This is a genomic window from Candidatus Planktophila vernalis, from assembly GCF_002288185.1.
Classification (GTDB): Bacteria; Actinomycetota; Actinomycetes; order Nanopelagicales; family Nanopelagicaceae; genus Planktophila; species Planktophila vernalis.
Map to the genome: position 1 here is coordinate 152,420 of NZ_CP016776.1, position 23,703 is coordinate 176,122.

The window sequence follows — 23,703 nt, forward strand, 5'->3', positions numbered from 1 at the left end:
TTAGTAATGAGTGCATTTAATGAGCGAATGGCGCCCCTGCGAGAGCTAATGAAGCAAAAAGGGCTTGAGTCAATAGTTCTACGGCGCAATCCCAATCTGGCTTGGGCAATAGCAGGACGGGCTCATGTCCCAACAACTATTGATGCAGCGTGTTTTGATCTCATCATTACTCAGGACTCTGCCACTGCAATAACTAATGTCGTTGAGGCTCCGCGTTTGAAAGCAGAAGAGCTTCCAATTGAAGTAACAGTAAAGACGATTAAGTGGTCAGAAGGTCGCGACCCACAACTTCCTACTGGTGCAAAAGTTGGAAGCGATCAACCTGGCGCAGATTGCATTGATTTGGGAACTGAGATTGAGATTATTCGAGCATCACTTATTGAGTCAGATGTAGTGCGCTATAAAGAGATTTGTTCAGATGCAGCGATTGCTTTAGGAAATGCAATGAAGCAGGTTGCAAACAGTGATCGCGAAATAGATGTTGCTGGATTGATTACACATGCACTATGGCAAGCAGATCTTGAGATTGCTTTCTTAGGAGTTGCTGGTCAAGAGCGTGTGCATAAATTTAGACACCCATTGCCAACGGATGCCGTAGTTGGGAATCGAGTATCTGCATCCATTTGCGCAAAGCGCAAAGGATTAATTGCCTCCGTTACTCGCATTGTTAGTTTTGAAGCTATCTCAGATGCGATGGCAAAAGACTATGAAGCAATCTATAAAGTCGAAGCAGCGATGCTAGATGCAACAGTTGTGGGCAAGCCCTTTTCAGATCCCGTTAATGCAGCAATTGCTGCTTATCCAGCCAATGGTTTTGATGGCGATGAATGGACTAAGCATCACCAGGGCGGTCCAACTGGATTTTTGCCTCGTGATTGGCCAGCTAATACGGGCAGTGCGCGTTTGATTGCCAATAATCAGCCGATCGCATGGAATCCAACAGGTAAAGGCTTTAAGGCCGAAGACACCATTCTTGCTACGAACTCAGGCGTGAAAATCCTCTCGATGGACCCTGATTGGCCCTCTTTTGAGGTCAATGGTCGGACCAGACCATTTTTGCTCACCCCTTAAAAATCATCACAGTCCTATAACAAGGCGCAAAACTGCGATTCTGGCATTGACTCGCACACACTCCAGTGGCACGCTCTGCCAAGAGGTCTTACCACTGGAGGTTTAATGAGCACCGTTGCTCTCGTCGCACTCGCGCGCCCAACCTTTGACCTGGCATGTGCTCAAGCAAATTTCGATAGCGCACGAGCATTACTCACCGAGCTTGGTGCCACTGTGGTCGGGCCATCTGAGTTAGTGATGACAGTGGATGATGTTGCAGCAGTTCAACTTCCACACGCTGACCTACATATCTTGTTCATGGCCTCATTCTCAGATGCATCTCCTGCCGTTGAACTGCTTGGAAAAGTTAAAGGCCCTGTTCTTGGTTGGTCCATGCGCGAACCTGGCGCCGTTGGGGATCGCCTTAAATTGAATTCAATGTGTGGCGTGAACCTTGCAGCTCATGCATTAATGAACGCCGGACAATCTATTCGCCACATTCATGGCAATGCTGATGAACCACAAGTACGCGCTGCAATTAAAGATGCGCTCGCAGGAAAACTTCCTGAAGCATCAGCACCAAAAACCGTCACTGGTAAGTTTGGATCAGAGGCAGATGCACAAAAAGCTTTGGATTGGCTGCGTGGTAAAAAGATTGGCGCAGTTGGGGATGCACCTATTGGTTTCACACCATGCATTTATGATGCAAAGCAGATATTTTCAACATTTGGTTTAGATATTCGTCAAATCACGATTGATGATGCCTTTGGCAGAATTTCAGAAGTAAAGCAAGAAGCTCGCGAACTTGCCTATGCCAACGCTGTTGCTGCTCAGCCATCATTAGCTACAGTTAATGTGGAAGAAGCAAAGAAGGTTTATGGCGTAGAAGTCGCACTCGATGAGTGGTGCAAAGAAGAAGTTTTGGACGCAATCGCAATTCGCTGCTGGCCAGAGTTTCCAACTGATTTAGGTGCCTGTATTTGTTCATCCCTGGGTCGACTTTCAGATCGTGGAACTGTCACCACATGTGAGCGCGATGTTTTAGGCGCAGTAACAATGATGGTCTGTGAATCACTGGGCTCAGATGAAAACTACTTGGTAGATATCGTTGATCTTGATGCATCACAAGGTTTAGTTCGTTTATGGCACTGTGGTTCAGCTGCAACAAAACTTGCAGCAGATCCAGTAAATGCCACCCAATCAACCCACTGCAATCGCAAATTAGGCGTTGCAGGTAATTTTCCGCTCAAGACCGGAGCAGTAACACTGTTTCGTATTGATCGGGATGTGGATCCGAGCAACCGCACGGGTCTACGCATGGTTGTGAGCCGAGGGGAATCAATCCCTGCTCCCAATCACTTCCAAGGCAATACAGCAACTGTTATCACTGAACCTGATGCAGCTGCTTTAGTGAATGGAATCGTCACTGGCGGATATCCGCACCACTTGGTCATTTCATGGATCGATGTGCGACCAGGTATTCGTCAACTGGCAAAAAAGTTAGGGATACCCCTCACAGAATGGTAAACAACAAACTAACCCTCGGAAAGCAAGGATAAAAATGAAAACTAAAGGACTAAGTACCTTTGCTTCACTCCGTGCTGGTGTAGTTGCATTAGTTGCTACGGCACTTGTAATTACTCCACTTGCGGTTGCACACGCTGCTGATGCTCCAACTTTCGGCAAGGCATGTACAACAGAAGGTGTAAGCACAGGACAAAAGACAACTTCACTCATTTGCGCTGAAGGCTCAAGTGGAAAGCTAACTTGGCAGCGTGTGCGCCTTGGATCTTCAAAGGCAGCCCCAGTTGCATCTCTTACGCCACCAAAGGGAACTATTGAGTTCCATCACTGGCGTGGAGAAGACAAGGCAGTTCTACAGAGCATCATCGATAAGTTCGAAGCTAAACATCCAGGTACTAAGGTCAACCAGGTAATCATGACTTCTGGTGACTACGGTAACTTGGCGCTAACTAAGATCAGCGCAAATCCAAAGGCTGCTGCCTTTGTAACAATGCGCGGTGGACAGTTCGATAACTTCATGAAGGCTGGACTGTTGAAGGATCTAACTTCTCAGCGTTATGCTCAGCAGAACTTCATCCAAAGTGCTCTTACACCAGGAACTGTTGATGGAAAGATCTACGGTCTTCCATACCAGTCACTATTTAACAACCCAATTTACAATGCAGAACTATTTACCAAGAATGGTTGGAAAGTTCCAACAACTTGGACACAGACTCTTGCATTCTGTAAGACAGCTAAAGCAGCGGGATATATCCCATTTGCATGGCCAGGTGCTACCCGCGGTAACGCAGGTCAAATCCTCAATTCATTCATGATGAACTCTGCTCCATATGCAACAGTTTTGAAGAATGCAACTGACATCGATAAGGGTCGTGCCGACCTGACAATCGATTGGTTCACAAATATTGCTAAGCAGTACAAGCAAATGGCTGATGCCGGTTGCTTCCCAGCCAATGCAACTGGATACACCGACACTGTCGCTCCAGCTGACTTTGCTGCTGGTAAGGCTGCTATTTATCCAACTGGAACATTTGGAATGAGCTCAGTAACAAAGCTCAATCCAGATATGAAGGGAAAGATGAAGATTATGGGTCTCATCACTACAGATGCGAAGCCATACTATGAAGGAATCACAAACAACACCTTCATTCTTAGTGTGAATGCGAAGGCATCATCAACAGATCAGAAGATTGCCAATGCATTCATTTCATTCTTGGCTACTGCTCCAATTGCTCAGGAATACGCAGTTGGAACTTCACAGCACGTTTCAGTAATCAACGTTGATTACACAGCCAACGTTGATCTGTTAAATACATCAGACATCATGGGTAAGAAGCTTCTTCTAGCACCACGCTTCTTGTTCCTAAACCAAGGTGTAGTACGTGACAAGCTTGAAGATGCTTTGATTGCAATTGTCGGTGGTGCAGATATCACCAAGACACTCGCAGACACATCAAAGATCATTAAGCAAGGCTTGGGTGCTTAATTAACACACTAGTTGATAACCAGACCAGCCCCACCGCTCCAGGCGGTGGGGCTGGCTCTGGCCACCCAAAAAAGAAGAAAGCAAAATTCTTCGACTCAAAAGTTTTAATCTTGATGGCATTACCCGCTTTTGCGATTTATTCCTTTTTGTATTTATACCCATCGATTTCTAATCTTTGGAATTCCACAAAACGATGGGATGGAGTTTTACCTCCAGAATTTATAGGTGCACGAAACTTCACATATTTGGCAACTAATGATGATCTTTTCCTAAAAGTTGTCGCCAATAACTTTAAATTTGCTTTTGTAGTTGTCGTTCTACAAACTTCCTTTTCTCTTTTGTTCGCAACATTTTTACTCAAGAATACGAAAACCACAATATTTCTTCGCGTTGTATATTTCTTTCCAACGATTCTTTCATCGGTATCTGTCGGCTTAATTTGGTTGTTTTTGTACAACCCTAATTACGGCCTAATTAACGCAACAGCAAAATCGATTGGAATAATGAATGAGCCAGGCATAAATTGGTTGGGAGACGGTCGATACGCCCTTTATGCAATCGCTATTACCCAAGTATGGTTCCACACCGGACAGATGGTTGTTATCTATGTTGCTGGTTTACAGCAAATTCCAGCTGAGCTTTATGAAGCCGCGGAGGTAGATGGCGCTTCTCGTTGGCAACAATTTAAGAACATTACGTGGCCTATGGCATTACCGACAACGGCAGTTGTTGTTGCATACACAACCATTCAAAGCTTTAGAGCATTTGATTTGGTCTATGCAATGACTCAGGGTGGACCAAACAATGCCTCAGATGTGCTCGTAACCTTGATCTACAATACGGCTTTTGCCAGTTATAAATTTGGTTACGCATCTGCCCAATCTGTCTTACTTGTGGTCACGGTTCTTTTGATTACTTGGCTTCAAAGACGCACTCTACGAGTGAATTATGGGGATAAATAATGCTGTACAAATCGACTAAGAATTTCCTGTTAACAGCATTTGCATTTATCGTTCTCATTCCATGCTCGATTGTTGTTTTAGGTACATTCAAAACTGATGCTGAAATCTACTCAACTCCTTTGGCACTTCCAAAAAACTGGACACTAGATAATTTCCGAACTCTCTTTGATTCTGGTGGTTTAATCACTCCATTTAAAAACAGTGTTATCGTCGCTGTTTTTTCTGTTTTCATCACCTTAATTTTGGCAAGCATGGCGGCTTATGCAATCGCAAGATCAATAACAATTTCAGGAAAAGTTCTCTTCTTCCTCTTTACACTTGGACTAGCTATTCCAGGGCAGGTAAATATCATCCCAATTTATGTACTTTTCGTAAAACTCAACCTCAATAATTCACTCACTGGTTTGGTGCTGGTCAACATTGCACTCACCCTTCCGATTTCAATTTTTATTCTAAGTGCTTTCTTTAAGGATTTATCCCGCGAAATGTTTGAGGCAGCAAGCATTGACGGGGCGGGTCATTGGCGAATTTTCCGTTCAATTGCACTTCCTCTTTGTCGCCCAGCAATGGGTGCAACGGGTATCTTCCTCTTTGTTATTTGTTGGAATGACTTGCTGTATCCATTAATGCTTATTAGCGAATTGAGTAAAAAGACACTTCCTTTGATTTTGATTGATTACAGAGGTGAGTACTTCTCAAGCTTTAGTATGTTGTTTACAGCGATTTTTGTGGCATCTATTCCAATGGTCGTGATGTACTTGTTCTTCCAGAAGTCATTTATAGCTGGCATAACTGCTGGTGCGGTGAAAGGTTAAAATGAGCGCAATAACACCATTAGCCCCGCAGCGTGCAGCCCGAATTGCTACCCAACTTGTAGAACTCATTGATCTTCAAAAATTAAATCCTGGTGACCGACTGCCTCCTGAGCGACAATTAGCTGACTTACTAGAGGTTAGCCGCCCAAGTTTGCGTGAAGCGTTACATATTTTGCAGGCGCAAGGGCTTGTGCAGATAAAGCATGGTCAAGGCACTTTTGTTCAAGAGCCAATTGTTGCGCAAGAGCTTCGTGCTTCAATGATGACTAAAACGCATGGACTAAATGAGCTTTTTGATGCACGTGAAGTTCTTGAAGTCCCAGCCTCTAAGTGGGCCGCTGAAAAAGCCACAAAAGAAGATATTCGATTACTTCGCACTACGCTAAACCAAATTGATACCGTGACAGCTTCCCACCCAATAGATTTTGATCAACTTCAGCTCTTAGATGCAAAATTCCATCTAACTATTGTCGGAGTAGCTGGCAATAGATTCATTAATCAAACCCTCAATGTTTTACAAGACGTAATGAGAATGTCTATGGAGACGACTCTTCGTTTACCTGGCCGTTCTGAAATCTCTCGAAGTGAGCACAGTGAAATATTGACGGCAATTGAAAATGGTGATGGAGAACTTGCCTCAAAATTAACCTTAAAGCACATTACTGGGGCTCGGAAAACTGCAGTTGCAGATGCTAAAGCGAAAGAAAATAATTGAGCACTGTTCAAGCCGTTTGTGTTGGTGTAATAACAATAGACACTGTTGCATTAGTAGATAAATATCCAAGTGAAGATGAAAGAGTCATAGCACGTGACATTACACGTGGCGGCGGTGGCCCTGCTGCAGTTGCTGCAGTTGCGCTAAGCCGTCAAGGAATCAAAACTGCAATCATTGGAACCATCGGGGATGATGCTGATGGGAAAGAAGTACTTCGAATTTTTGAAAAAGAAGGCGTCGACACCACAGGTATTTCTATTGGATCCTCACCGACTGCGGGAAGCGTAATTGTTTCTTCATTAGAAAGAAGTTCACGCGCTATAAATACACGTCAACCCGTAAACCAAGCACCTATAAATTCAGCTGCAAAAAATTTGGCATCTAATGCACAATGGGTACACGTAGACCATGTTGGAATAAATCGCTTGGCAGAGTTGGGCATATCCAGGGGCAGTGGCCCACTCATCTCATTTGATGCTGGATATGGTGTTGAAGATTTTGATCCTAAAATTGTGGATTTATTTGTGCCCACTGATCGGCAAATGGCACTTCGATACCCAGGTGTTGATTTAGCAGTTGCGTTGGAAAACGATTCCTTAAAGGGTGGGAATACCGTTGTTGCAACGCAAGGATCCGCAGGTAGTTCAGGATATTCATCTGAAACTGGATTAGTCACTTCATCTGGTTTTAAGGTAGAAGTAAAAAGCACTTTGGGTGCAGGGGATGTATTTCATGGCTCTTTAGTCGCTCAAATCATCCATGGGTTTTCTCTTCAAGAAGCGCTGCATCGAGCAAATGCAGTTGCAGCTCTTTCATGTCGTGGTTTAGACGGCCAATCAATGATTCCAACAACATCTGAACTCAATGCATTTCTGGAGGCAAACAAATGAGGGCACCACTAACTAAATTGGCAAGACCATCTGGCGCACTTGCAATGGTTGCAGTTGATCAGCGTGAGGCGTTACGCGGAATGTTTGCAGTCCACCAATCCACTCCAGTGCCAGATTCTCAACTCACGCAGTTTAAAGTAGATGTTGCACGAGAGTTGTCTCCTTTTGCATCGGCATTATTGGTGGATCAAGAATTCGGCATAGATGAAATTATCAAGCAGAAAGCTCTTAAGGGCAGTTGTGGACTAATCGCTGCAGCAGATCTATTAGTCGGACCTGCAGGCGGCGCAGCAACAGATACTGCAATTGATCCAGATGTAGATCCAATTCGTATGCGTGATATCGGAAGTGTGGGATTAAAGTTTTTGATTTTATGGCGAAATGACGAATCACCAGATTCACGCGCAAAACTTGTTGAAGACTTTAATGAGCTATGCAAGATTTCTGGATTACCCTCAATTATTGAGATTATTGTGAAACCACCAACTGATACCTCAAGAACCTTTAATCGTGAAGAAGAATTGATTATTGCGGCAAGAGAGGCTGCGAGTTGGAAACCAGATCTTTATAAGGCTGAAGTTCCATTCCACGGTGAAGGCGATTTGAATCTAATTACTAAAAATGCTGAAAGAATTTCTGAAGCAATCGGATCACCCTGGGTTGTGCTTTCAAATGGAGTGAAGCAACCGTTCTTTAATAATGCTGTCAAAGCCTGCGCAATGGGTGGTGCTAGTGGTTTTCTTGCAGGACGGGCAGTATGGGCGGACATTGTTGGTGCAGCAGATATTCCAAAGGCCTTGCGTGAAGTTTCAATTCCTCGCCTCGAGCAATTAGCTGAAATTGTGGATACCCATGCAAAGCCTTGGGCTAGCTGGTAGCTAATTTACTTTCGCAATGAGGGAAATCATGGCGCTAACAGCCTCTAATGGCTTTGAGGGGGAGACTCTTTTTACATTTCCATCTTCATTTAAGCGCCAATCGCTCTTTCCGTCTTCACTAATTTGAACAGATCCGATTTCCGAGAAATCAAAAAATTCTGGCTCTAGCATCGCTAATACGGCGATTGGATCATGAGGTGTCGTCCAATCTTGATGACGTGGCTGAATCCAATTCAGGATTTCAGTGTGCAAAATTGGGCCGAGTTTCCCAGAGTTTTTAATCTGTTCTATTTCATCCTTCTTAATTATCGTTTTTTGTGAGGAGGGTAAATCCAAAATTGTTATGGAAATTTCTGACTCAAGAACAATCTTTGCTGCATCAACATCGCATTTAAAGTTGTGCTCAATCTTCTCCTTGGTGAAATCACCTCCCATTATCCAAAGGTGTTTAACATTTTTTGCAAAGTTTGGTGCTTGCATAATTGCAGTGGCGATATTTGAAAGAGGGCCAATAGCTATTACTTCAATTTCTCCTGGATTTTGATTTACTGCTTCAACGAGAAATTCAACCGCTTTTCTATCTTCAAGTGCGTACTGATTCAAATTTGAGAAGGCTTTTCCTTCAGATCCTGTACTCCATACCTTGCGACCAGATAAAGGTGTTTCGACTCCGGCGAAGACTGGAATTGATTTATTGGCGATGTGGCACAAATGATGGGCTATTCGTGCTCTTAGTTTGGTGTCACCATAAACAGTAGTTATACCGAGTAAGTTCACTGATTCAGAACCCAACACCGTTGCTAGAGCTAAAGCATCATCTACATCGCTACCGATATCAGTATCGAGAATGATTGTGTGCATTAACCCCACAGCTCTTTAATTTCAACAACTCTGCCCTCTTTTATGCTCTTATGAGCAGCAAGGCCTGTAACCACGCTTGTTACACCATCTTTAAGCGTTACTTCCGCTGGAGTTGAGTTCAAAATCGCATCACGGAACTTAGTGTGTTCAATATAAGAAGCACCGTAGTGGTGGCCCATGTATTTCACATCATAGTTATGAACAATCTTCTGCTCACTCCCGCTTCCACGACTAGCTCCTTGCTTCCAACCAGAGAGCTTTCCAATAGTTTCACGACGTGAAGCGCGGACAACTTGAGAAGGTAAGAAGGATTCAATCTTTCCTTCATCGCCAACTATTGTGAGGATCTCTTTATCAAATGAGCCTTCGCCAAACATACAAAGATCTAACATTCCGCGAGCACCGTTTGCATACTCAAGAACTACATAGGCGTTATCCAACATATCTGCTTGCTTACCATCGTACTTTTCATCCAAATGGTTAACGCTCTGGCCACCGGAAGCAAAAATTCGAACAGGTTGTTCGCCGACAACAAGGTCCATCAAATTGAAGTAGTGACAACATTTTTCAACCAAAGTTCCGCCAGTGCGTTCGGCAAAACGATTCCAGTTATCCACTTTTGGATAGAACGGTTCGCGGTGCTCTCGAATGGTTACTTGGTGAATTTTTCCGGCTTCACCTTCTTTTGCACGGGCAATAGCTTCAGCAACTGGGGGCATGAAACGGTATTCAAGACCCATCCATGTCATTGCACTTCGCTTCTCATCCCAGGCCAAAATAGATTTCAAATCTTCAACTGTTGTTGCAAGAGGCTTTTCGACAAAGACAGCAATGTCACTTGCAAGGCAATCCTTAAGTACGGCTGCATGTGTGTCATTGGGCGTTGCAACGATGATTGCATCGACTAGACCAGAATCGATCAGGGCTCGGTGATCGCTGAATACTTTGGCACCCGGGGCCATAGCAAGGGCGGCCTCTTGAGATGGCTTATGGGGATCGCTGATAGCGCTAACTACCGCCCCGCCCATGACCTTGATGTTCTCAATATGCTCACGGCCCATGCTGCCTGCACCGATAATTCCGTACCGAAGCTCGCTTTTCATGGCAACAGGTTAGACCACTTCAAGATATTTGGGCAGGGGGCTAGACGGAACACGCTCAACTGTCCTAGACTCCCGCAAGAGGTCAGACCACTACCCAATTAAAGCGATGAGAGGCGTGTGTAGATATGGCAATAACACCACCGCAGTTCCTGCTTCACCATGATGGCGACAACGTTGCTGTTGCGATGACAGATCTGCAACCTGGAACCCTTCAAGGGCGTTCGGTAAAGGAAGGAACTGAGAGCACCGCGGTGTTAAATCACGCGATTCCTCTCGGACACAAATTTGCGCTCGCAGATCTTGCTGAGGGTGACTCAATTATTAAGTACGGCATCAAGGTCGGACTTGCATCAGCTGCCATTAAAAAGGGCGATTACATTCACACACACAACATGAGGAGTTATCGATGGGAAGCAAGCCGCGCTTAACTGGATACCGCCGCGAAAACGGCACTATGGGTATCCGCAATCACGTCATTATTTTGCCTCTCGATGACCTTTCAAATGCAGCTGCAGAAGCTGTAGCAAAAGTTATTCCAGGCACACTAGCTCTACCTCACGCATTTGGTCGTCTGCAGTTTGGTGAAGATCTTCAGTTAACTTTTGACACACTTATTGGAACTGGCGTTAACGCAAACGTTGCAGCAGTCGTTGTTATTGGTATTGAGCCAAAATGGACACAACGTGTTGCAGATGGAATTGCGAAGACTGGAAAGCCAGTTGCAGCATTTTCAATTGAAGGCAAGGGTGATCTACAAGTTATTCAAGAAGCTAGCCGCGTTGCAGCAATGTTCTTACAAGATGCATCTGGTCTTGTTCGCACTGAAGCTGAAATGGGCGACATGATCATGTCAATCAAGTGCGGAGAGTCAGACACAACTTCTGGTCTTGGCTCTTGCCCAACAACATCTGAGGCAGTTGACCGTTGGGTTGAAGCTGGTGGAACTGTTTTCTTTGGAGAAACATCAGAGCTAACTGGTGGCGAGCACCTCATTGCAGAGCGTTGCATTGATGCTGCTACACGTGACCTCTTCCAGCTCACATATGACAACTACATCAAGGTTATTGAAGCAACCGGTGCAAACCTTCTTGGCTCACAGCCAACACAAGGAAATATTGCTGGTGGCCTTACTACTATTGAAGAGAAGGCACTTGGAAACATTGCAAAAACTGGCTCTGTGCCAGTTGTGGGTGTTCTCAAGCCCGCCGAAATGCCAAGTGCATCAAAGCCTGGTTTGTACTTCATGGATTCATCATCTGCTGCAGCAGAGTGCGTAACTCTGATGGCTGCAGGTGGCGCTGTAATCCACTTGTTCCCAACAGGACAAGGAAACGTTATTGGTAACCCAATCGTTCCGGTATTGAAGTTAACTGCAAATATCAAGACTGCAAAGTCAATGTCTGAGCACATCGATCTTGATGTTTCTGGAGTCCTTCGCTACGAATACGACATGACTAAGGCTGGCGACATGATGATGGATGTCATTTATGACACTGTTAATGGTCGTCTATGCAAGGCTGAAGTTATGGGCCACCGCGAATTCACATTCACAAAGTTGTATATCTCTGCATAATGATTCTCATCTCTGAAGATGTATGGGGAACTCCCTTCCAAAAGCTGGAAGGGAGTTTTCCCATTATTCGAAATGATGATTTGTGGAATGACCCTGAAAAACTCAAAGCTTCTCTTAAAGATGCAACAGCACTAGTAGTTCGTAATCGCACAAAGGTAACTGCTGAAATCATCGCAGCTGCTCCAAAACTAAAGGTGATTGCTAGAGCAGGTGTTGGATTAGACAATATTGATATTAAAGCTGCAGATGCTGCAGGTGTAGTTGTGGTTGCAGGACTTGGTGCAAACGCTGTTAGCGTCGGCGAGTTAACTCTTGGCTTAGCACTTGCATTACTTCGAAACATTCCAGGTCATGATGTTGCAACTCGTGATGGGGGTTGGGTGCGAACACCTGGCCGTGAACTCTCAGGTCTGACATGGGGTTTATTGGGTTGCGGTGCTACAGGAGTTGCAACAGCAAAACTGATTCAAGGTTTTAACTGCAACGTTCTTGGATATGACCCATATGCAAAAAACCTTGCTGGAATTGAATTAACTACTTTTGAAGATGTGTTAAAGCGCAGCGATGTAGTCAGTATTCATATGCCTTCAACACCTGAGACAAATGGAACAATCAACGCTCAGACCATTGGATTGATGAAGTCCGATGCAATCATCGTAAATGTTGGTCGTGGGGAAGTTATTAATGAAGCAGATCTCATCGCTGCCTTAAAAGCAAAAACTATTGCTGGGGCAGCACTTGATGTTCGTGCCCAAGAGCCACCTAGTAAAGGTGAAATGGAAGCTATTTCTAACTTGATCCTGACTCCACACGTGGCTGGCATTACCAAGGAAAGTCAGCTTCGAATCAATCAGATTTTGACCTCTAACATTGAATTAGTTCTAAACTCAAAGCCAGCTACACATGCTGTTGGTGCATTAAAGGAAAGTAGTAACTAATGCCTACGTTAAACGTTGGTTCTGCAATTGCTACGGCTACATCTTTATTGGAAGCAGCTGGCGTTCCCAAAGAAGAAGCAGTAACAACTGCTCGTTGTATTGTTGCAAGTGATCGATGGGGAATTGGCAGCCATGGATTGATGCGCCTTCCTTTTTATCTCTCTCGTTTACAAGCAGGTGGAATCAATCCAAAGGCAGAGTTAAAGATTGTTACAGATTTGCCAAGCTTGGTTGTCTTTGATGGTGATGATGGATTGGGCCATTGGCAGTTACAAAAAGCATCTGAAATTGCATCTGAGCGCGCAATGGTCAATGGAATAGCTGCCGTTGGTGTTGGGCGTTCTAATCACTGCGGTGCTCTAGGTATTTATGTCTGGCCAATGATTAACCGTGGTCTAGTTGGTATTGCATTTAGTACAGGTCCTGCAGTTATGCCACCGTGGGGTGGTAATCAACCATTGCTTTCAACTTCTCCCATTGCTGCCGGTATTCCAACCAATCCACCCACTGTTGTTGATTTAGCAACGAGTGCAGTTGCTCGCGGAAAGATTCAGGCAAAAGCACAAGCAGGTGCAGAACTTGAACCTGGGTGGGCTTTTACAAAAGATGGTGCGCCAACAACAGATGCCAAGGAAGCCTTAGCTGGAATGCTTGCACCTTTAGGTGGCGTTAAAGGTTATGCGATTGCAGTTCTTGTTGAATCGTTAACTGGAATGTTGATTGGGCCAACTTTGGCTAAGAATATTCCTGACATGTTTGCAGCTAGCCAGGATGCACTACCTCAACAGATTTCACATTTTGTCATTGCAATTGATGCTTCAAAGTTATCTGTCGATGGAAGCAACGATAGAACTAAAGAGTTTGCTCAAGAAGTTAATGCGGCCGGAGGCCGGCTTCCAGGTTCTAATCGTGTGAACCCTGAGAATCTCAATAACGGTGATGAAATAACAATTACTGATCAAGTCTCAGAGCAGTTGAGTACCTGGTCCACAAAGCTCGGGATCTAAATGACTAAAACACTTCCAGGCCTTGGCTTAATTGCAGCGGTAGTTGCTGTTGCATTTCAGATAAATAGTTTTCAACCTGCAATCAGCCCCTTAGCACTTTGTGTTGGATTTGGATTCCTGATTGCAAATTTTGCTACATGGCCCACCTTTGCCGCAGCTGGTACGGCATTATCCAGCAAGAAATTAATGCGCATTGGTGTTGCACTCCTAGGTGCCCAAGTCAGTGTTGTTTCACTCAAGGCCATTGGCATAGAAGGTGTCATCACGGTTATTTTGGTAGTTAGCATCACAATTTTTGGAATCTTAGGACTTTCTAAATTATTCAAAATGAGTGGGGATTTAGGTCTGCTTATTGGTGTTGGATTCGGTGTTTGTGGTGCAACTGCTGTTGCAGCAATTCGACCTCAAACTCGTGCGACCGAAGAAGAAACCTCTTATGCAATTGCCCTAATTTCATTGTGTGGAACTCTCTCAATTTTTGTTTTGCCATTCCTTGGAAACTTAATGGGATTAAGTGATGAAACATTTGGTGCCTGGGCTGGTGCTGCAGTACATGATGTTGGTCAAGTTATTGCAACAGCCTCTGTTTGGAGTGATGATGCAGTTAAGTCTGCAATCGTCATAAAGCTCTCACGTGTGTGTTTACTTGCACCAATTGTTTTGATTCTTACACTTCGTCATCGCAAATATCTAAAGGCTCAAGGTCAAAGCGCTCAAGAGTCAGCGAAAGTCCCACTTATTCCATTTTTCGTTTTAGGTTTCATTGCAGTAGCAATCATTCAAAATGTTTTTGAGATTCCAACAGGAATTCATGATGCAATCGTGCTCACTAGCAAGCTCTTACTCGGTGCTGGATTAGTTGCACTTGGTACAGGAGTGCGTTGGAGGGCAATTCGCGCGATCGGTGCACGCCCAATGGTTATGGGCCTGATTGCTTGGGCGTTGGTGGCTGGTGTTGCCCTGGTTGCTGTTCGTGTTACAGGGCTATAAGGTGTAAATATGTGTTCAAAAGTGATGTGTAATATGTGCCAAAAGCCAACCTGGTCAGGTTGTGGCCAACACATTGAGCAGGCTTTGGCTGGGGTGGCCAAAAAAGATCGCTGTCAGGGCCATCAAAATGACCCAAAAGAGCCTGGCTTGTTCTCACGTCTCTTTAGCACCAAAAAGTAGCCAAAAAACGGCAATTTACGCGTAAATGTAATCAATTCGTTACCTCTTAGGCCTATCTGTTCAATGGTATGACCTCTAGGTTGAGCGTGTTACCAGGCCTTGACCCCTTCAAAACCTGATGACCTTTCGAAAGGCTCAACTCTAGAGAAAAGGAAAACAATGTCAGATGTAAACAATGGCATTTCCCGTCGTTCAGTACTTAAGGGTGCTGCAATCGGTGGAGCTGGACTAGTTGCTGGTGGATCACTTCTTGCTGGTTGTGGAAAGAAGCAAGTCACTGGAGATGTTCACTTCACAATTCGTGGAAATCTAAGTGATGCTGGTGCAAAGATTGCGATCGCAGCAAACGATGCTTACACAGCAAAGACTGGCAACAAAGTTATTTCACAGGCAGTTAACTCAGATGACTTCCAGAATAACTTCGTTCAGATTTTGCAAGGAACACCAGATGATGCATTTGGTTGGATGGCCGGATGGCGCACCAATGCACGTGCTGATGCTGGACTACTAGCTGATGTTTCAGAGCAGGTAAAGGCTCTTGGAAGTTCACTTTCAGCTGCTGCAATCCAAGGTGCAACAAATCCTTCAGATGGCAAGCAGTACATCATTCCTACTACTTACTACCCATGGGGACTCCACTACCGTAAGTCAACAATGCAGGAATTGGGTCTTAACCCAGAGAGCATTGCAACATGGGATGACCTAATTAAATTGTGTGAAGCTACACAGAAGAAGGGTCTAGTTGGTTACGCACTTGGCGACAAGGGCGGCTGGGAAGCAATGGGAACATTCGATATTCTCAACATGCGTCTTAACGGATACCAATTCCACATTGACTTGCTTAACGGCAAAGAGCAGTGGACAGATGCCAAGGTTGTAGAAGTCTTCAACCACATGGGCGAATTGATTCCATTCATGAACAAGAACGTTCTTGATATCTCATGGGATGGCATGCGCGATCTTCTACTACAGAAGAAGTGCGGCGCCATGATGATGGGTTCATGGTTTGCTAACGACTTCCTAGCGAAGTCACAAGAAGACTATGACGATCTATGGATCGTTCCATTCCCAGAAATCAATCCAGAGCACGGTATTGACTCAATCGATGCACCACTTGACGGTATTTCAGTTGCCGCAAATGGTAAGAACGTCGAAGGCGGAGCAGACCTTGCAGGATTCTTGGGATCAAAGGAAGGTATTGATGCAGCAGTTGCCGCTGGAGATACAAGTATCTACATCAGCAGCGACTTCGATACATCTACATACGATGCATTCAACAAGCAGAAGCTTGCAGTTCTTGGCGCAGCTAAGAACATCGGCTTCTTCCTTGACCGCGATACTCGCGGTGACTTTGCAGGTCCAGTTGTTGGTCCAGCAATTCAGAGCTTCCTTAAGAATCCAAAAGATCTCACAAAGATTCTTGAAAGCACTCAAGCACAATGGGATGCACTTCCTGCACTTTAATTCGTTAAAATTAACGAATTAGACTAGGGTTAAGAAATGAAAACGGCGGCTGCGAACAAGAAAGTTCGCAGCCGCCGTTCTCTTTCCCGTAACGATCGTTTTACTCTCAGTACATTCGTAGGTATCCCTACTTTATTGCAGGTAGTTTTCTTATGGGGACCCACACTCATCACAGTTGTTCTCTCTTTTACTTACTGGAACGGCATTAATGTCGGTGACATTAAATGGGCCGGTTTTGCAAACTATAAAAACATATTTTTCGGTTCTCCAGTTTTCTATGATGCGCTAAAGAACAACGTCGTCTGGTTACTGTGGTTCACATTCATTGCAACACCACTTGGTATTTTGTTGGCTTACCAATTTGATCGCAAAATTAAGGGTCACCAGATTTATGAAACTATTTTCTATATCCCTGTAGTTCTCTCCCTAGCTATTATCGGAATTATCTGGAACTTCATGCTCCAGCCTGGTGGCTTTGTGCAAGGTGTGATGGGTAGAGATATTGGAAACGCTATTTCTATCTGGGGTAACTACGACATTAATAGCTATGTGATTATGGCTTTGGCCTCCTGGCGCCATATTGGTTACATCATGTTGCTTTATTTAGCTGGCTTAAAGGCCTTTGATTCATCACTTCGGGAAGCATCTGCAATCGATGGTGCGACAGAGTGGCAGACCTTTAGAAAAATCATTTTTCCTACGATGCGCCCAGTTAATGTGATCATCTTGGTAATCACAATTATCGATTCCCTGCGTGCTTTTGACCTTGTTTACATTATTTATGGCACATCAACGGCCTGGCCATTGCTCAATATTTTGGCTTTCCAGAACTTTGCCGGACAGGGTATTTCAATGAAGGGTGCGGCGTATTCAGTTATTGCCCTTGTGCTCTGCGTTGTGCCAATCCTTGTTTATCTGCGCAATGTCTTTAAGGAGGACCTCCAGTGAGTGCAACCATCGTCCAAAATAAAGAGTACAAGAATAAGCAAAAGGTTAAAGATAACTTCATCTCTGCCATTATCGGCTTCTTCGCTTTTGTCTGGATTTTTCCAATCCTTTGGACACTCTGGACTTCACTTCGTCCTTATAACGACATTATTTCCTACGGTGTTTTCTCTTGGCCACGCCATTTAAACCTAGATAACTATTTCCAAGCTTTTCGAGTTATGGGTCTAACGAAATACTTCTTGAATACTCTCTATGTGATGGTACCTAGCGTTATTTTGATCTTATTCTTAGGCTCACTCATTGCCTTCGTAGTATCACGCTACTCATTTAGATTTAATCTCACTCTTCTACTTTTCTTTACTGCTGGCAATATGTTGCCAACTATTGCAACATATATTCCAGTTTTCTGGCTATACATCAAGATCGGTGATTTTTTCGGAAACCGTTCATTGCTCTATAACAACTATTTTGGCATCATTCTTATCCACGTAGCATTCCAAGTTGGTTTTGCTACCTTCGTTCTCTCTTCATATATGAAGACTGTTCCAAAGGAAATTTCAGAGTCCGCAATTCTCGATGGCTGTTCAGTCTTTAGGCACTATTGGAACGTTATGTTGCCGTTGCTTCGCCCACCTCTAGCAGCCCTTGGTGTGTTAATGAGTTGCTGGATTTATAACGACTTCTTTTGGGCGCTGATTTTGATGTCTGAGGATTCCAAGCGTCCAGTGACTTCTGCTCTGCGACAGCTGCAGGGACAGTATGTAACAGACTTTAATTTGCTTGCCGCAGGCGCCAGCATTGTTGCTGCGCCAACGATTATCTTGTTCCTTGTTTTACGTAAGCAGTTTGTTTCAGGCTTAACTCTAGGCGCAACTAAGGGATAAAAAAATGAAGGCAATACAAATCACCGCATTTGGCGGTCCAGAATCCATGCACTTAGTTGATCTAGCCGAACCAGTTCCTGGTCCTGGCCAAGAGGTAATAGAAGTAACCTCAATCGGAATTAACTATGCCGATACACACCAAACTGAAAACTCTTATCTATCTCCACAAAAACTTCCACTAGTTCCAGGTATTGAAGTTGTTGGTATTGCTAATGGCCGTCGTGTGCTCGCACCTGTTGATGGTGGGGGATATGCACAAAAAGCATTAGCCCACTCAGCTGCAATGATTGAGATTCCAAATGGAGTAAGTGATGAACAAGCGTTATGTATGTTGGTGCAAGGTTCAACCGCTTGGCACATCTTAAAAACTGTTGGCCACCTACAAAAAGGTGAAAGCGTAGTTATCCATGCTGCAGCTGGTGGCGTTGGAACTATTGCAATTCAATTGGCAAAGATGTGGGGAGCAAAAGTAATTGCAGTTGCCTCAAGTGAGAGCAAACGAGCACTTGCTAAATCACTTGGTGCTGACGTTGTTATTGATGCAGATCAAGACAAACTTAAAGATGCGATTCTTGAGGCCAATGGCGGAAAGCCGGTTAACTTAGTTCTTGAGATGGTTGGCGGTAAAACTTTTGATGTCAGCCTTGATGTGTTGGCACCATTTGGTCGCTTAGTTACTTTCGGAATGGCTTCACGAACTGCGCCAACACCGATTCATCCAGGTGTGTTAATGGGTGGAACAAAGACCGTAGTGGGATTTTGGTTGGCGCATTGCTTTGGTAAGAAAGAACTTCTTAACGATGTAATTACTGAACTATTTTCATTAGTAATTGAAGGAAAATTAAAGCCAGTAATCGGTGCAACATTTGGCTTAAGTCAGGCCACTGCTGCTCACCAAGCAATGTTGGCCCGCGAAACAACTGGCAAAATCACGCTAAATCCAGCCCTATAAGTAGGTCATTTTTCCAAAGTAGTTAATTGCCTGTACGCTCAGCATTCGATCTGCCCCCCTAGCTCAGTTGGTAGAGCGTTTCCATGGTAAGGAAAAGGTCACCGGTCCGATTCCGGTGGGGGGCTCGAAAGAGTTCTTCACAAGAAGAAGATCTGTTGTAAACGCACAACCCTTGGCGGGGTAGCTCAGCTTGGTAGAGCAAGCGGCTCATAATCGCTGTGTCGTGGGTTCAAATCCCGCCTCCGCTACTAGTTCCACACGCGTGAATTTCGCGCATCGAGAAGGCTCGGGTAACCTGAGCCCCTCGATAACCAATGAAGGAGTAAGACCATGGCAAGCAAGAGCGCGGACGTACGTCCAAAGATCACCATGGCATGCGTTGATTGCAAAGAGCGCAACTACATTACAAAGAAGAACCGCCGCAACGATCCAGACCGCATGGAACTTAAGAAGTTCTGTCCACGTTGCAAGTCTTCAACTCTTCACCGCGAAACTCGCTAATGATCAATCCCGATTCGGTCGGGCGCACCTTCAAGGGTGTGGAAGAAGTTACGGTCACACAATCACAAATTGATGCCTTTGCTGACGTTATTGGCGAAACAGATACAAGCGTTGCACCGCCAACTTTTTCTATTCGCATTTCTCTCTCCCAATATGAATCAATCCTGACTCAACCTGAAATCGGCGTTGACTGGACACGGTTAGTTCATGGAGATCAAAAATTTGAAATCTTCCGCCCCATAGTTGCAGGCGATGTCTTCACATGTTCTGCAACGATTGAAACGCTCAGAGTTGCAGCTGGAAATGAAATTGTCTCTGTGCGATCTGATCTACATAACGGCTCTGAACTAGTGGTTACTTCCTGGTCAACGTTGGTGGTGCGCGGATGATTGAAGTTGGAATGACACTGCCAGAAAAGGTTTTCTATATTGATCGCGCTTTGCTTAAGGCATATGCAGATGCAAGTGGAGATCAAAACCCAATCCACCAAAATGAAGAATTTGCGCTCTCTGTTGGCCTTCCTAATGTTATTTCTCATGGCATGCTCACCATGGCCCTTGCTGGGAAATATGTAACAGAGTGGGCAGGTGGAAGCGCCAATGTGCGTGAGTTCTCAGCTCGCTTTATTAAGCCAGTGATAGTTCCAGCGGGAGAAAAGGTTGATTTAACTGTTGTTGCAACGGTTACTGAAGTTGATGGCAACACAGTCAAACTAGATATCACTGCAACTTCTGCCGGGGTAAAAGTCCTAGGAATGGCAAAGGCCGTAGTAGTTAAATGAGCATTCCAGATTCAGTAACCCAGTTAGCCCAAGCGCGCATGGATGCGCGTGCTGCTAAAGATTTTAAATTAGCTGATAAATATCGTGAAGATCTCATGCATGCAGGTTATGAAGTTGTAGATGTTGCTGGTGGCTATGAATTAAAGCCAAAGAAGCCATACATCACGCTGGCTTATCCACGAGATATTCGCCCAATAGATCTTGAAAATGATGTCACAGTGGGAATCATCGTTGATGGCTTTACAGATGATGCCCTTGAAACTGTGAGAACCGTAAAAGCCAATAGCAATTGCGCAGTTGCAATTATCGCAATCGGTGATGCTGGGGCGCTATTTGAAGAGATGGATAAGCGCACATATTTAATTTCAGTCGCACCTGGTGCTAGCTGGGCAGATTGTGCAAATGTGTTTCTAGAAAAAGTAGCAAGCAAATACGTCGTCGTTATGGATCCCTCCACTCAATTCACCGGTGATGCAATAACACCAGTAGTTGATGAGTTAGCAAAGGGGCAATATGTTGCTGTGGGTTGGCATGGGGGATTAGTTAACTTAGAAGATCAGTGGCGAAGTGTTGACGATAAGGGTGTTGGAGAAGTAGATGTTCTCTTTTCATACTTCATGGCATTTAATCGCGAAGCGATGACACAAGTGGGTGGTTTTAATCCACGTGCTGTTTATTACAGAAATGCCGATATTGAATTCTCACTAAAAATCAGACAAGCCGGTGGCAAACTCTTGCAGATGGATCTACCTCTTACTCAAGGTCGCCATCATGGTTATCACGATGCAGATCCTGATTATCGTGATGCCCAATCAAAGAAGACCTTTGACCGCATCCTGGAGAAGTACAGAGGCAAAGAAGCGATTTTGTCTCCTCGTCGGTAGCCTTAACCCATGACCGATCTATCCAAATACACGAGCTTTCACGTGGGTGGCCCGGCGCAGAAAATTCTTCAAGTATCAACGCAAGAAGAAATCATTGCTGCAATTGAAGAAGCAGGGGATTCACCTATTTTGATCTTAGGTGGAGGAACAAATGTTTTAGTTTCAGATTCAGGCTTTGAAGGCACAGTAATTAGAATTTCAAATAACTCGGTGCAAGCAGAAGTTGATGCATGCAGTGGTGCGACTCTAACCATTGGTGCAGGCGAGGACTGGGATGAGTTAGTTGCAACCACCATTGATCGCGGTTTTGCAGGGCTAGAGACTTTAAGTGGAATTCCAGGAACTGTTGGCGCTGCGCCAATTCAAAACATTGGTGCCTATGGCCATGAAGTCAGTGAGTTCATTACACGCGTGCGTACATATGATCGTGAAAAGAAAGAGATTCGAACCTTTACAAATAGCGAATGTGAATTCTCTTATCGCAGTTCTCACTTTAAATCTCACCCAGGTCGCTACGTTGTTTTGGAAGTTCAATTCCAAATACGACGTGGTGAAATGAGTGATCCCATTACTTATGCCGAACTTTCTAAAAAACTTGGTATCGATATGGGAGATAAGGCATCTGTAGTTGATGTAAGAAAGGCAGTGTTAGAACTTCGCGGAGCTAAAGGCATGCTCATTACTGCGAACGATAAAGACTCCTGGTCAGCAGGCTCTTTTTTTACTAACCCAATTATTTCCCAGCAAGCAGCCGATGGACTTCCAAATGCTGCACCTAAGTGGCCACTAACAGATGGCCGCGTGAAGATTTCAGCTGCATGGCTCATTGAAAACTCTGGAATACACAAAGGCGATGAAGTGGGCGGTGCAAGAATTTCAACTAAGCACGTACTTGCCCTGACTAATGCAGGAACTGCCACAGCTTCAGATATTGCAACGCTTGCGCGCAAAGCACGCGATCAAGTACAGAATACTTTTGGAATTACGTTAGAAGCTGAAGTAAATCTGATTGGTATTGAGATTTAACCTTCAGTTATTAGCTTCTTGATACGCCCGATTCCTTCAACAATGTCAGCATCACTTGTTGCATAGGAAAAACGCAGGTATCCAGAGGGGCCAAAAGCCTCACCAGGTACTGCTGCAACTTCTACTTCTTCCAGAATAAGCGTGGCTAACTCTGCTGAAGTTGTTGGAGTTTTTCCACGAATAGTTTTGCCAAGCACACCCTTTACTGATGGATATACATAGAAAGCACCTTGTGGTGTTGGGCAGACAAAGCCTGGGATCTCATTGATTAAATCAACAATTAACTTGCGGCGACGATCAAATGCCACACCCATTTCATGAACTGCATCTAAGTTGCCAGTCAACGCTGCAATTGCTGCGCGCTGTGAAACGTTAGAAACATTTGACGTCATGTGTGATTGAAGGTTAGTTGCAGCCTTGATGACATCTTTTGGACCAATCATCCAGCCCACGCGCCAGCCAGTCATTGCATAGGTCTTTGCAACACCGTTAATAATGATGCAAGTATCAGCAAGAGCTGGAACTAGAACTGGAAGAGATGGAGCTGTAGCACCGTCATAGAGCAAGTGCTCATAGATTTCATCGCTGATAATCCAGATATTGTTTTTTACTGCCCATTCACCAATAGCTTTAACTTGCTCAACTGAATACACAGAACCAGTCGGGTTAGATGGAGAACAGAAAAGTAGCGCCTTTGTCTTTGGCGTGCGAGCAGCTTCAAGTTGTTCAACTGAAACTAAATAGTTTTGGGTTTCATCGGCAAAGATTTCAACAGCTTTTCCGCCAGCTAATTTGATGCACTCTGGATATGTTGTCCAGAAAGGGGAAGGAAGTAGTACTTCATCACCTGCATCAATAATCGTGGCAAATGCTTGATACACCGACTGCTTGCCACCATTAGTCACGAGCACTTGATCTGCAGTAATTACATAGTTGGAATCACGCTTTGTCTTTGCAACAATCGCATCACGAAGCTCTGGTAGACCTGGTGTTGGTGTGTAGCGATGGTTAGCAACAACTTGTGTTGCAGCAGCAGCTGCTTCAACAACGTATGCAGGTGTTGGAAAATCTGGCTCACCTGCACCAAAACCAATTACTGGTCGCCCGGCAGCTTTGAGCGCTTTAGCCTTGGCATCAACGGCCAAAGTGGCAGATTCAGCGATGGCAGCGATACGCGATGAGATACGTGGAGTCATGGCCCTAAGTCTGCCGTATCTTCAGGCGCGAGTTAGACCTGGGAGGCCTCTTGCCCCTACACTTCGACGCTCACGAGGGTTTGCTTTTCCCTATG

Annotated in this window: 25 protein-coding genes and 2 tRNA genes; 24 read left to right on the plus strand and 3 right to left on the minus strand. The window is 44.7% G+C overall.

Annotated features, from left to right (window positions below; all coding sequences use genetic code 11):
• The first annotated feature begins 6 nt into the window (after nucleotides 1–6).
• The 8 genes from A7sIIA15_RS00810 to A7sIIA15_RS00845 all read left to right on the plus strand — a co-directional run bounded on the left by A7sIIA15_RS00810 (nucleotide 7) and on the right by A7sIIA15_RS00845 (nucleotide 8,320).
• Nucleotides 7–1,071 carry a M24 family metallopeptidase gene (locus tag A7sIIA15_RS00810; RefSeq protein ID WP_095685368.1) on the plus strand — a complete coding sequence of 355 codons (1,065 nt, stop codon included), beginning with the start codon at nucleotides 7–9 and terminating at the stop codon, nucleotides 1,069–1,071.
• A gap of 105 nt (nucleotides 1,072–1,176) precedes the next feature.
• The gene (locus A7sIIA15_RS00815; RefSeq protein WP_095685369.1) at nucleotides 1,177–2,577 is read left to right on the plus strand and encodes a hypothetical protein; all 1,401 of its coding nucleotides are present in this window, start codon (nucleotides 1,177–1,179) and stop codon (nucleotides 2,575–2,577) included.
• A gap of 34 nt (nucleotides 2,578–2,611) precedes the next feature.
• A complete protein-coding gene (locus A7sIIA15_RS00820; protein ID WP_095685370.1) occupies nucleotides 2,612–4,060 on the plus strand; it encodes an ABC transporter substrate-binding protein in 1,449 nt (482 codons plus the stop codon).
• A gap of 113 nt (nucleotides 4,061–4,173) precedes the next feature.
• Nucleotides 4,174–5,022: a carbohydrate ABC transporter permease gene (locus tag A7sIIA15_RS00825; RefSeq protein ID WP_095685371.1), complete on the plus strand. Its 849-nt coding sequence runs from the start codon at nucleotides 4,174–4,176 to the stop codon at nucleotides 5,020–5,022.
• A 68-nt stretch (nucleotides 5,023–5,090) separates the two neighbouring features.
• The gene (locus tag A7sIIA15_RS00830; RefSeq protein WP_420021908.1) at nucleotides 5,091–5,837 is read left to right on the plus strand and encodes a carbohydrate ABC transporter permease; all 747 of its coding nucleotides are present in this window, start codon (nucleotides 5,091–5,093) and stop codon (nucleotides 5,835–5,837) included.
• 1 nt (nucleotide 5,838) lies between these two features.
• Nucleotides 5,839–6,552: a FadR/GntR family transcriptional regulator gene (locus tag A7sIIA15_RS00835; protein ID WP_095685373.1), complete on the plus strand. Its 714-nt coding sequence runs from the start codon at nucleotides 5,839–5,841 to the stop codon at nucleotides 6,550–6,552.
• A complete protein-coding gene (locus A7sIIA15_RS00840; RefSeq protein WP_095685374.1) occupies nucleotides 6,549–7,442 on the plus strand; it encodes a carbohydrate kinase family protein in 894 nt (297 codons plus the stop codon). The genes A7sIIA15_RS00835 and A7sIIA15_RS00840 overlap by 4 nt, the downstream gene beginning before the upstream one ends.
• Nucleotides 7,439–8,320 (plus strand): hypothetical protein, encoded by an 882-nt coding sequence (locus A7sIIA15_RS00845; RefSeq protein WP_095685375.1) that lies wholly within the window; start codon nucleotides 7,439–7,441, stop codon nucleotides 8,318–8,320. The genes A7sIIA15_RS00840 and A7sIIA15_RS00845 overlap by 4 nt, the downstream gene beginning before the upstream one ends.
• Here the strand turns inward: A7sIIA15_RS00845 and A7sIIA15_RS00850 are convergent, their stop codons facing one another.
• Both A7sIIA15_RS00850 and A7sIIA15_RS00855 read right to left on the minus strand, forming a co-directional pair.
• A complete protein-coding gene (locus A7sIIA15_RS00850) occupies nucleotides 8,321–9,181 on the minus strand; it encodes a nucleoside hydrolase (protein WP_095685376.1) in 861 nt (286 codons plus the stop codon).
• Nucleotides 9,181–10,284, minus strand: coding sequence for a Gfo/Idh/MocA family protein (locus A7sIIA15_RS00855; protein ID WP_095685377.1), 1,104 nt, complete (start codon nucleotides 10,282–10,284; stop codon nucleotides 9,181–9,183). The genes A7sIIA15_RS00850 and A7sIIA15_RS00855 overlap by 1 nt, the downstream gene beginning before the upstream one ends.
• A gap of 125 nt (nucleotides 10,285–10,409) precedes the next feature.
• Between A7sIIA15_RS00855 and A7sIIA15_RS00860 the strand changes: the two genes are divergently transcribed.
• The 16 genes from A7sIIA15_RS00860 (at nucleotide 10,410) to A7sIIA15_RS00935 (ending at nucleotide 22,412) form a co-directional block, all read left to right on the plus strand.
• On the plus strand, nucleotides 10,410–10,712 hold the full coding sequence (locus A7sIIA15_RS00860) for a UxaA family hydrolase (protein WP_018225907.1): 303 nt from the start codon (nucleotides 10,410–10,412) through the stop codon (nucleotides 10,710–10,712).
• Nucleotides 10,691–11,857, plus strand: a complete 1,167-nt coding sequence (locus A7sIIA15_RS00865) for a UxaA family hydrolase (RefSeq protein ID WP_095685378.1) — start codon at nucleotides 10,691–10,693, stop codon at nucleotides 11,855–11,857. Before A7sIIA15_RS00860 ends, A7sIIA15_RS00865 begins: the two co-directional genes overlap by 22 nt.
• Complete coding sequence (locus A7sIIA15_RS00870) at nucleotides 11,857–12,795, plus strand: NAD(P)-dependent oxidoreductase (RefSeq protein ID WP_095685379.1); 939 nt, start codon at nucleotides 11,857–11,859, stop codon at nucleotides 12,793–12,795. Before A7sIIA15_RS00865 ends, A7sIIA15_RS00870 begins: the two co-directional genes overlap by 1 nt.
• Nucleotides 12,795–13,802 carry an Ldh family oxidoreductase gene (locus A7sIIA15_RS00875; RefSeq protein ID WP_095685380.1) on the plus strand — a complete coding sequence of 336 codons (1,008 nt, stop codon included), beginning with the start codon at nucleotides 12,795–12,797 and terminating at the stop codon, nucleotides 13,800–13,802. Before A7sIIA15_RS00870 ends, A7sIIA15_RS00875 begins: the two co-directional genes overlap by 1 nt.
• Complete coding sequence (locus tag A7sIIA15_RS00880) at nucleotides 13,803–14,792, plus strand: YeiH family protein (protein ID WP_095685381.1); 990 nt, start codon at nucleotides 13,803–13,805, stop codon at nucleotides 14,790–14,792.
• Between the two features lie 339 nt (nucleotides 14,793–15,131).
• A complete protein-coding gene (locus A7sIIA15_RS00885; protein WP_095685382.1) occupies nucleotides 15,132–16,436 on the plus strand; it encodes an ABC transporter substrate-binding protein in 1,305 nt (434 codons plus the stop codon).
• A gap of 36 nt (nucleotides 16,437–16,472) precedes the next feature.
• Complete coding sequence (locus A7sIIA15_RS00890) at nucleotides 16,473–17,384, plus strand: carbohydrate ABC transporter permease (RefSeq protein ID WP_095685383.1); 912 nt, start codon at nucleotides 16,473–16,475, stop codon at nucleotides 17,382–17,384.
• Nucleotides 17,381–18,268: a carbohydrate ABC transporter permease gene (locus tag A7sIIA15_RS00895; RefSeq protein WP_095685384.1), complete on the plus strand. Its 888-nt coding sequence runs from the start codon at nucleotides 17,381–17,383 to the stop codon at nucleotides 18,266–18,268. The genes A7sIIA15_RS00890 and A7sIIA15_RS00895 overlap by 4 nt, the downstream gene beginning before the upstream one ends.
• A 4-nt stretch (nucleotides 18,269–18,272) precedes the next feature.
• Nucleotides 18,273–19,220 (plus strand): quinone oxidoreductase family protein, encoded by a 948-nt coding sequence (locus A7sIIA15_RS00900; protein WP_095685385.1) that lies wholly within the window; start codon nucleotides 18,273–18,275, stop codon nucleotides 19,218–19,220.
• 52 nt (nucleotides 19,221–19,272) lie between these two features.
• Nucleotides 19,273–19,345: transfer RNA gene (locus tag A7sIIA15_RS00905), tRNA-Thr, on the plus strand.
• A 49-nt stretch (nucleotides 19,346–19,394) separates the two neighbouring features.
• Nucleotides 19,395–19,468, plus strand: a tRNA-Met gene (locus A7sIIA15_RS00910).
• 82 nt (nucleotides 19,469–19,550) lie between these two features.
• Nucleotides 19,551–19,721 (plus strand): 50S ribosomal protein L33, encoded by a 171-nt coding sequence (rpmG, locus tag A7sIIA15_RS00915; protein WP_017955317.1) that lies wholly within the window; start codon nucleotides 19,551–19,553, stop codon nucleotides 19,719–19,721.
• Nucleotides 19,721–20,110, plus strand: a complete 390-nt coding sequence (locus A7sIIA15_RS00920) for an FAS1-like dehydratase domain-containing protein (protein WP_095685386.1) — start codon at nucleotides 19,721–19,723, stop codon at nucleotides 20,108–20,110. Before rpmG ends, A7sIIA15_RS00920 begins: the two co-directional genes overlap by 1 nt.
• Nucleotides 20,107–20,502, plus strand: coding sequence for a MaoC/PaaZ C-terminal domain-containing protein (locus tag A7sIIA15_RS00925; protein WP_095685387.1), 396 nt, complete (start codon nucleotides 20,107–20,109; stop codon nucleotides 20,500–20,502). The genes A7sIIA15_RS00920 and A7sIIA15_RS00925 overlap by 4 nt, the downstream gene beginning before the upstream one ends.
• Nucleotides 20,499–21,386, plus strand: coding sequence for a glycosyltransferase family 2 protein (locus A7sIIA15_RS00930; protein ID WP_095685388.1), 888 nt, complete (start codon nucleotides 20,499–20,501; stop codon nucleotides 21,384–21,386). The genes A7sIIA15_RS00925 and A7sIIA15_RS00930 overlap by 4 nt, the downstream gene beginning before the upstream one ends.
• 9 nt (nucleotides 21,387–21,395) lie before the next feature.
• Nucleotides 21,396–22,412 (plus strand): UDP-N-acetylmuramate dehydrogenase, encoded by a 1,017-nt coding sequence (locus A7sIIA15_RS00935; protein ID WP_095685389.1) that lies wholly within the window; start codon nucleotides 21,396–21,398, stop codon nucleotides 22,410–22,412.
• Here the strand turns inward: A7sIIA15_RS00935 and A7sIIA15_RS00940 are convergent.
• Nucleotides 22,409–23,608 carry a pyridoxal phosphate-dependent aminotransferase gene (locus tag A7sIIA15_RS00940; protein ID WP_095685390.1) on the minus strand — a complete coding sequence of 400 codons (1,200 nt, stop codon included), beginning with the start codon at nucleotides 23,606–23,608 and terminating at the stop codon, nucleotides 22,409–22,411. The genes A7sIIA15_RS00935 and A7sIIA15_RS00940 overlap by 4 nt on opposite strands.
• Nucleotides 23,609–23,703: the final 95 nt, after the last annotated feature.

Excerpts from the sequence above, each read along its gene's own strand:
- A7sIIA15_RS00810 (WP_095685368.1), top strand. The coding sequence starts at position 7 with ATGAGTGCATTTAATGAGCGAATGGCGCCCCTGCGAGAGCTAATGAAG.
- A7sIIA15_RS00815 (WP_095685369.1), top strand. The coding sequence starts at position 1,177 with ATGAGCACCGTTGCTCTCGTCGCACTCGCGCGCCCAACCTTTGACCTG.
- A7sIIA15_RS00820 (WP_095685370.1), top strand. The coding sequence starts at position 2,612 with ATGAAAACTAAAGGACTAAGTACCTTTGCTTCACTCCGTGCTGGTGTA.
- A7sIIA15_RS00825 (WP_095685371.1), top strand. The coding sequence starts at position 4,174 with ATGGCATTACCCGCTTTTGCGATTTATTCCTTTTTGTATTTATACCCA.
- A7sIIA15_RS00835 (WP_095685373.1), top strand. The coding sequence starts at position 5,839 with ATGAGCGCAATAACACCATTAGCCCCGCAGCGTGCAGCCCGAATTGCT.
- A7sIIA15_RS00845 (WP_095685375.1), top strand. The coding sequence starts at position 7,439 with ATGAGGGCACCACTAACTAAATTGGCAAGACCATCTGGCGCACTTGCA.
- A7sIIA15_RS00850 (WP_095685376.1), bottom strand. The coding sequence starts at position 9,181 with ATGCACACAATCATTCTCGATACTGATATCGGTAGCGATGTAGATGAT.
- A7sIIA15_RS00855 (WP_095685377.1), bottom strand. The coding sequence starts at position 10,284 with ATGAAAAGCGAGCTTCGGTACGGAATTATCGGTGCAGGCAGCATGGGC.
- A7sIIA15_RS00860 (WP_018225907.1), top strand. The coding sequence starts at position 10,410 with ATGGCAATAACACCACCGCAGTTCCTGCTTCACCATGATGGCGACAAC.
- A7sIIA15_RS00865 (WP_095685378.1), top strand. The coding sequence starts at position 10,691 with ATGGGAAGCAAGCCGCGCTTAACTGGATACCGCCGCGAAAACGGCACT.
- A7sIIA15_RS00870 (WP_095685379.1), top strand. The coding sequence starts at position 11,857 with ATGATTCTCATCTCTGAAGATGTATGGGGAACTCCCTTCCAAAAGCTG.
- A7sIIA15_RS00875 (WP_095685380.1), top strand. The coding sequence starts at position 12,795 with ATGCCTACGTTAAACGTTGGTTCTGCAATTGCTACGGCTACATCTTTA.
- A7sIIA15_RS00880 (WP_095685381.1), top strand. The coding sequence starts at position 13,803 with ATGACTAAAACACTTCCAGGCCTTGGCTTAATTGCAGCGGTAGTTGCT.
- A7sIIA15_RS00885 (WP_095685382.1), top strand. The coding sequence starts at position 15,132 with ATGTCAGATGTAAACAATGGCATTTCCCGTCGTTCAGTACTTAAGGGT.
- A7sIIA15_RS00890 (WP_095685383.1), top strand. The coding sequence starts at position 16,473 with ATGAAAACGGCGGCTGCGAACAAGAAAGTTCGCAGCCGCCGTTCTCTT.
- A7sIIA15_RS00900 (WP_095685385.1), top strand. The coding sequence starts at position 18,273 with ATGAAGGCAATACAAATCACCGCATTTGGCGGTCCAGAATCCATGCAC.
- rpmG (WP_017955317.1), top strand. The coding sequence starts at position 19,551 with ATGGCAAGCAAGAGCGCGGACGTACGTCCAAAGATCACCATGGCATGC.
- A7sIIA15_RS00920 (WP_095685386.1), top strand. The coding sequence starts at position 19,721 with ATGATCAATCCCGATTCGGTCGGGCGCACCTTCAAGGGTGTGGAAGAA.
- A7sIIA15_RS00925 (WP_095685387.1), top strand. The coding sequence starts at position 20,107 with ATGATTGAAGTTGGAATGACACTGCCAGAAAAGGTTTTCTATATTGAT.
- A7sIIA15_RS00930 (WP_095685388.1), top strand. The coding sequence starts at position 20,499 with ATGAGCATTCCAGATTCAGTAACCCAGTTAGCCCAAGCGCGCATGGAT.
- A7sIIA15_RS00935 (WP_095685389.1), top strand. The coding sequence starts at position 21,396 with ATGACCGATCTATCCAAATACACGAGCTTTCACGTGGGTGGCCCGGCG.
- A7sIIA15_RS00940 (WP_095685390.1), bottom strand. The coding sequence starts at position 23,608 with ATGACTCCACGTATCTCATCGCGTATCGCTGCCATCGCTGAATCTGCC.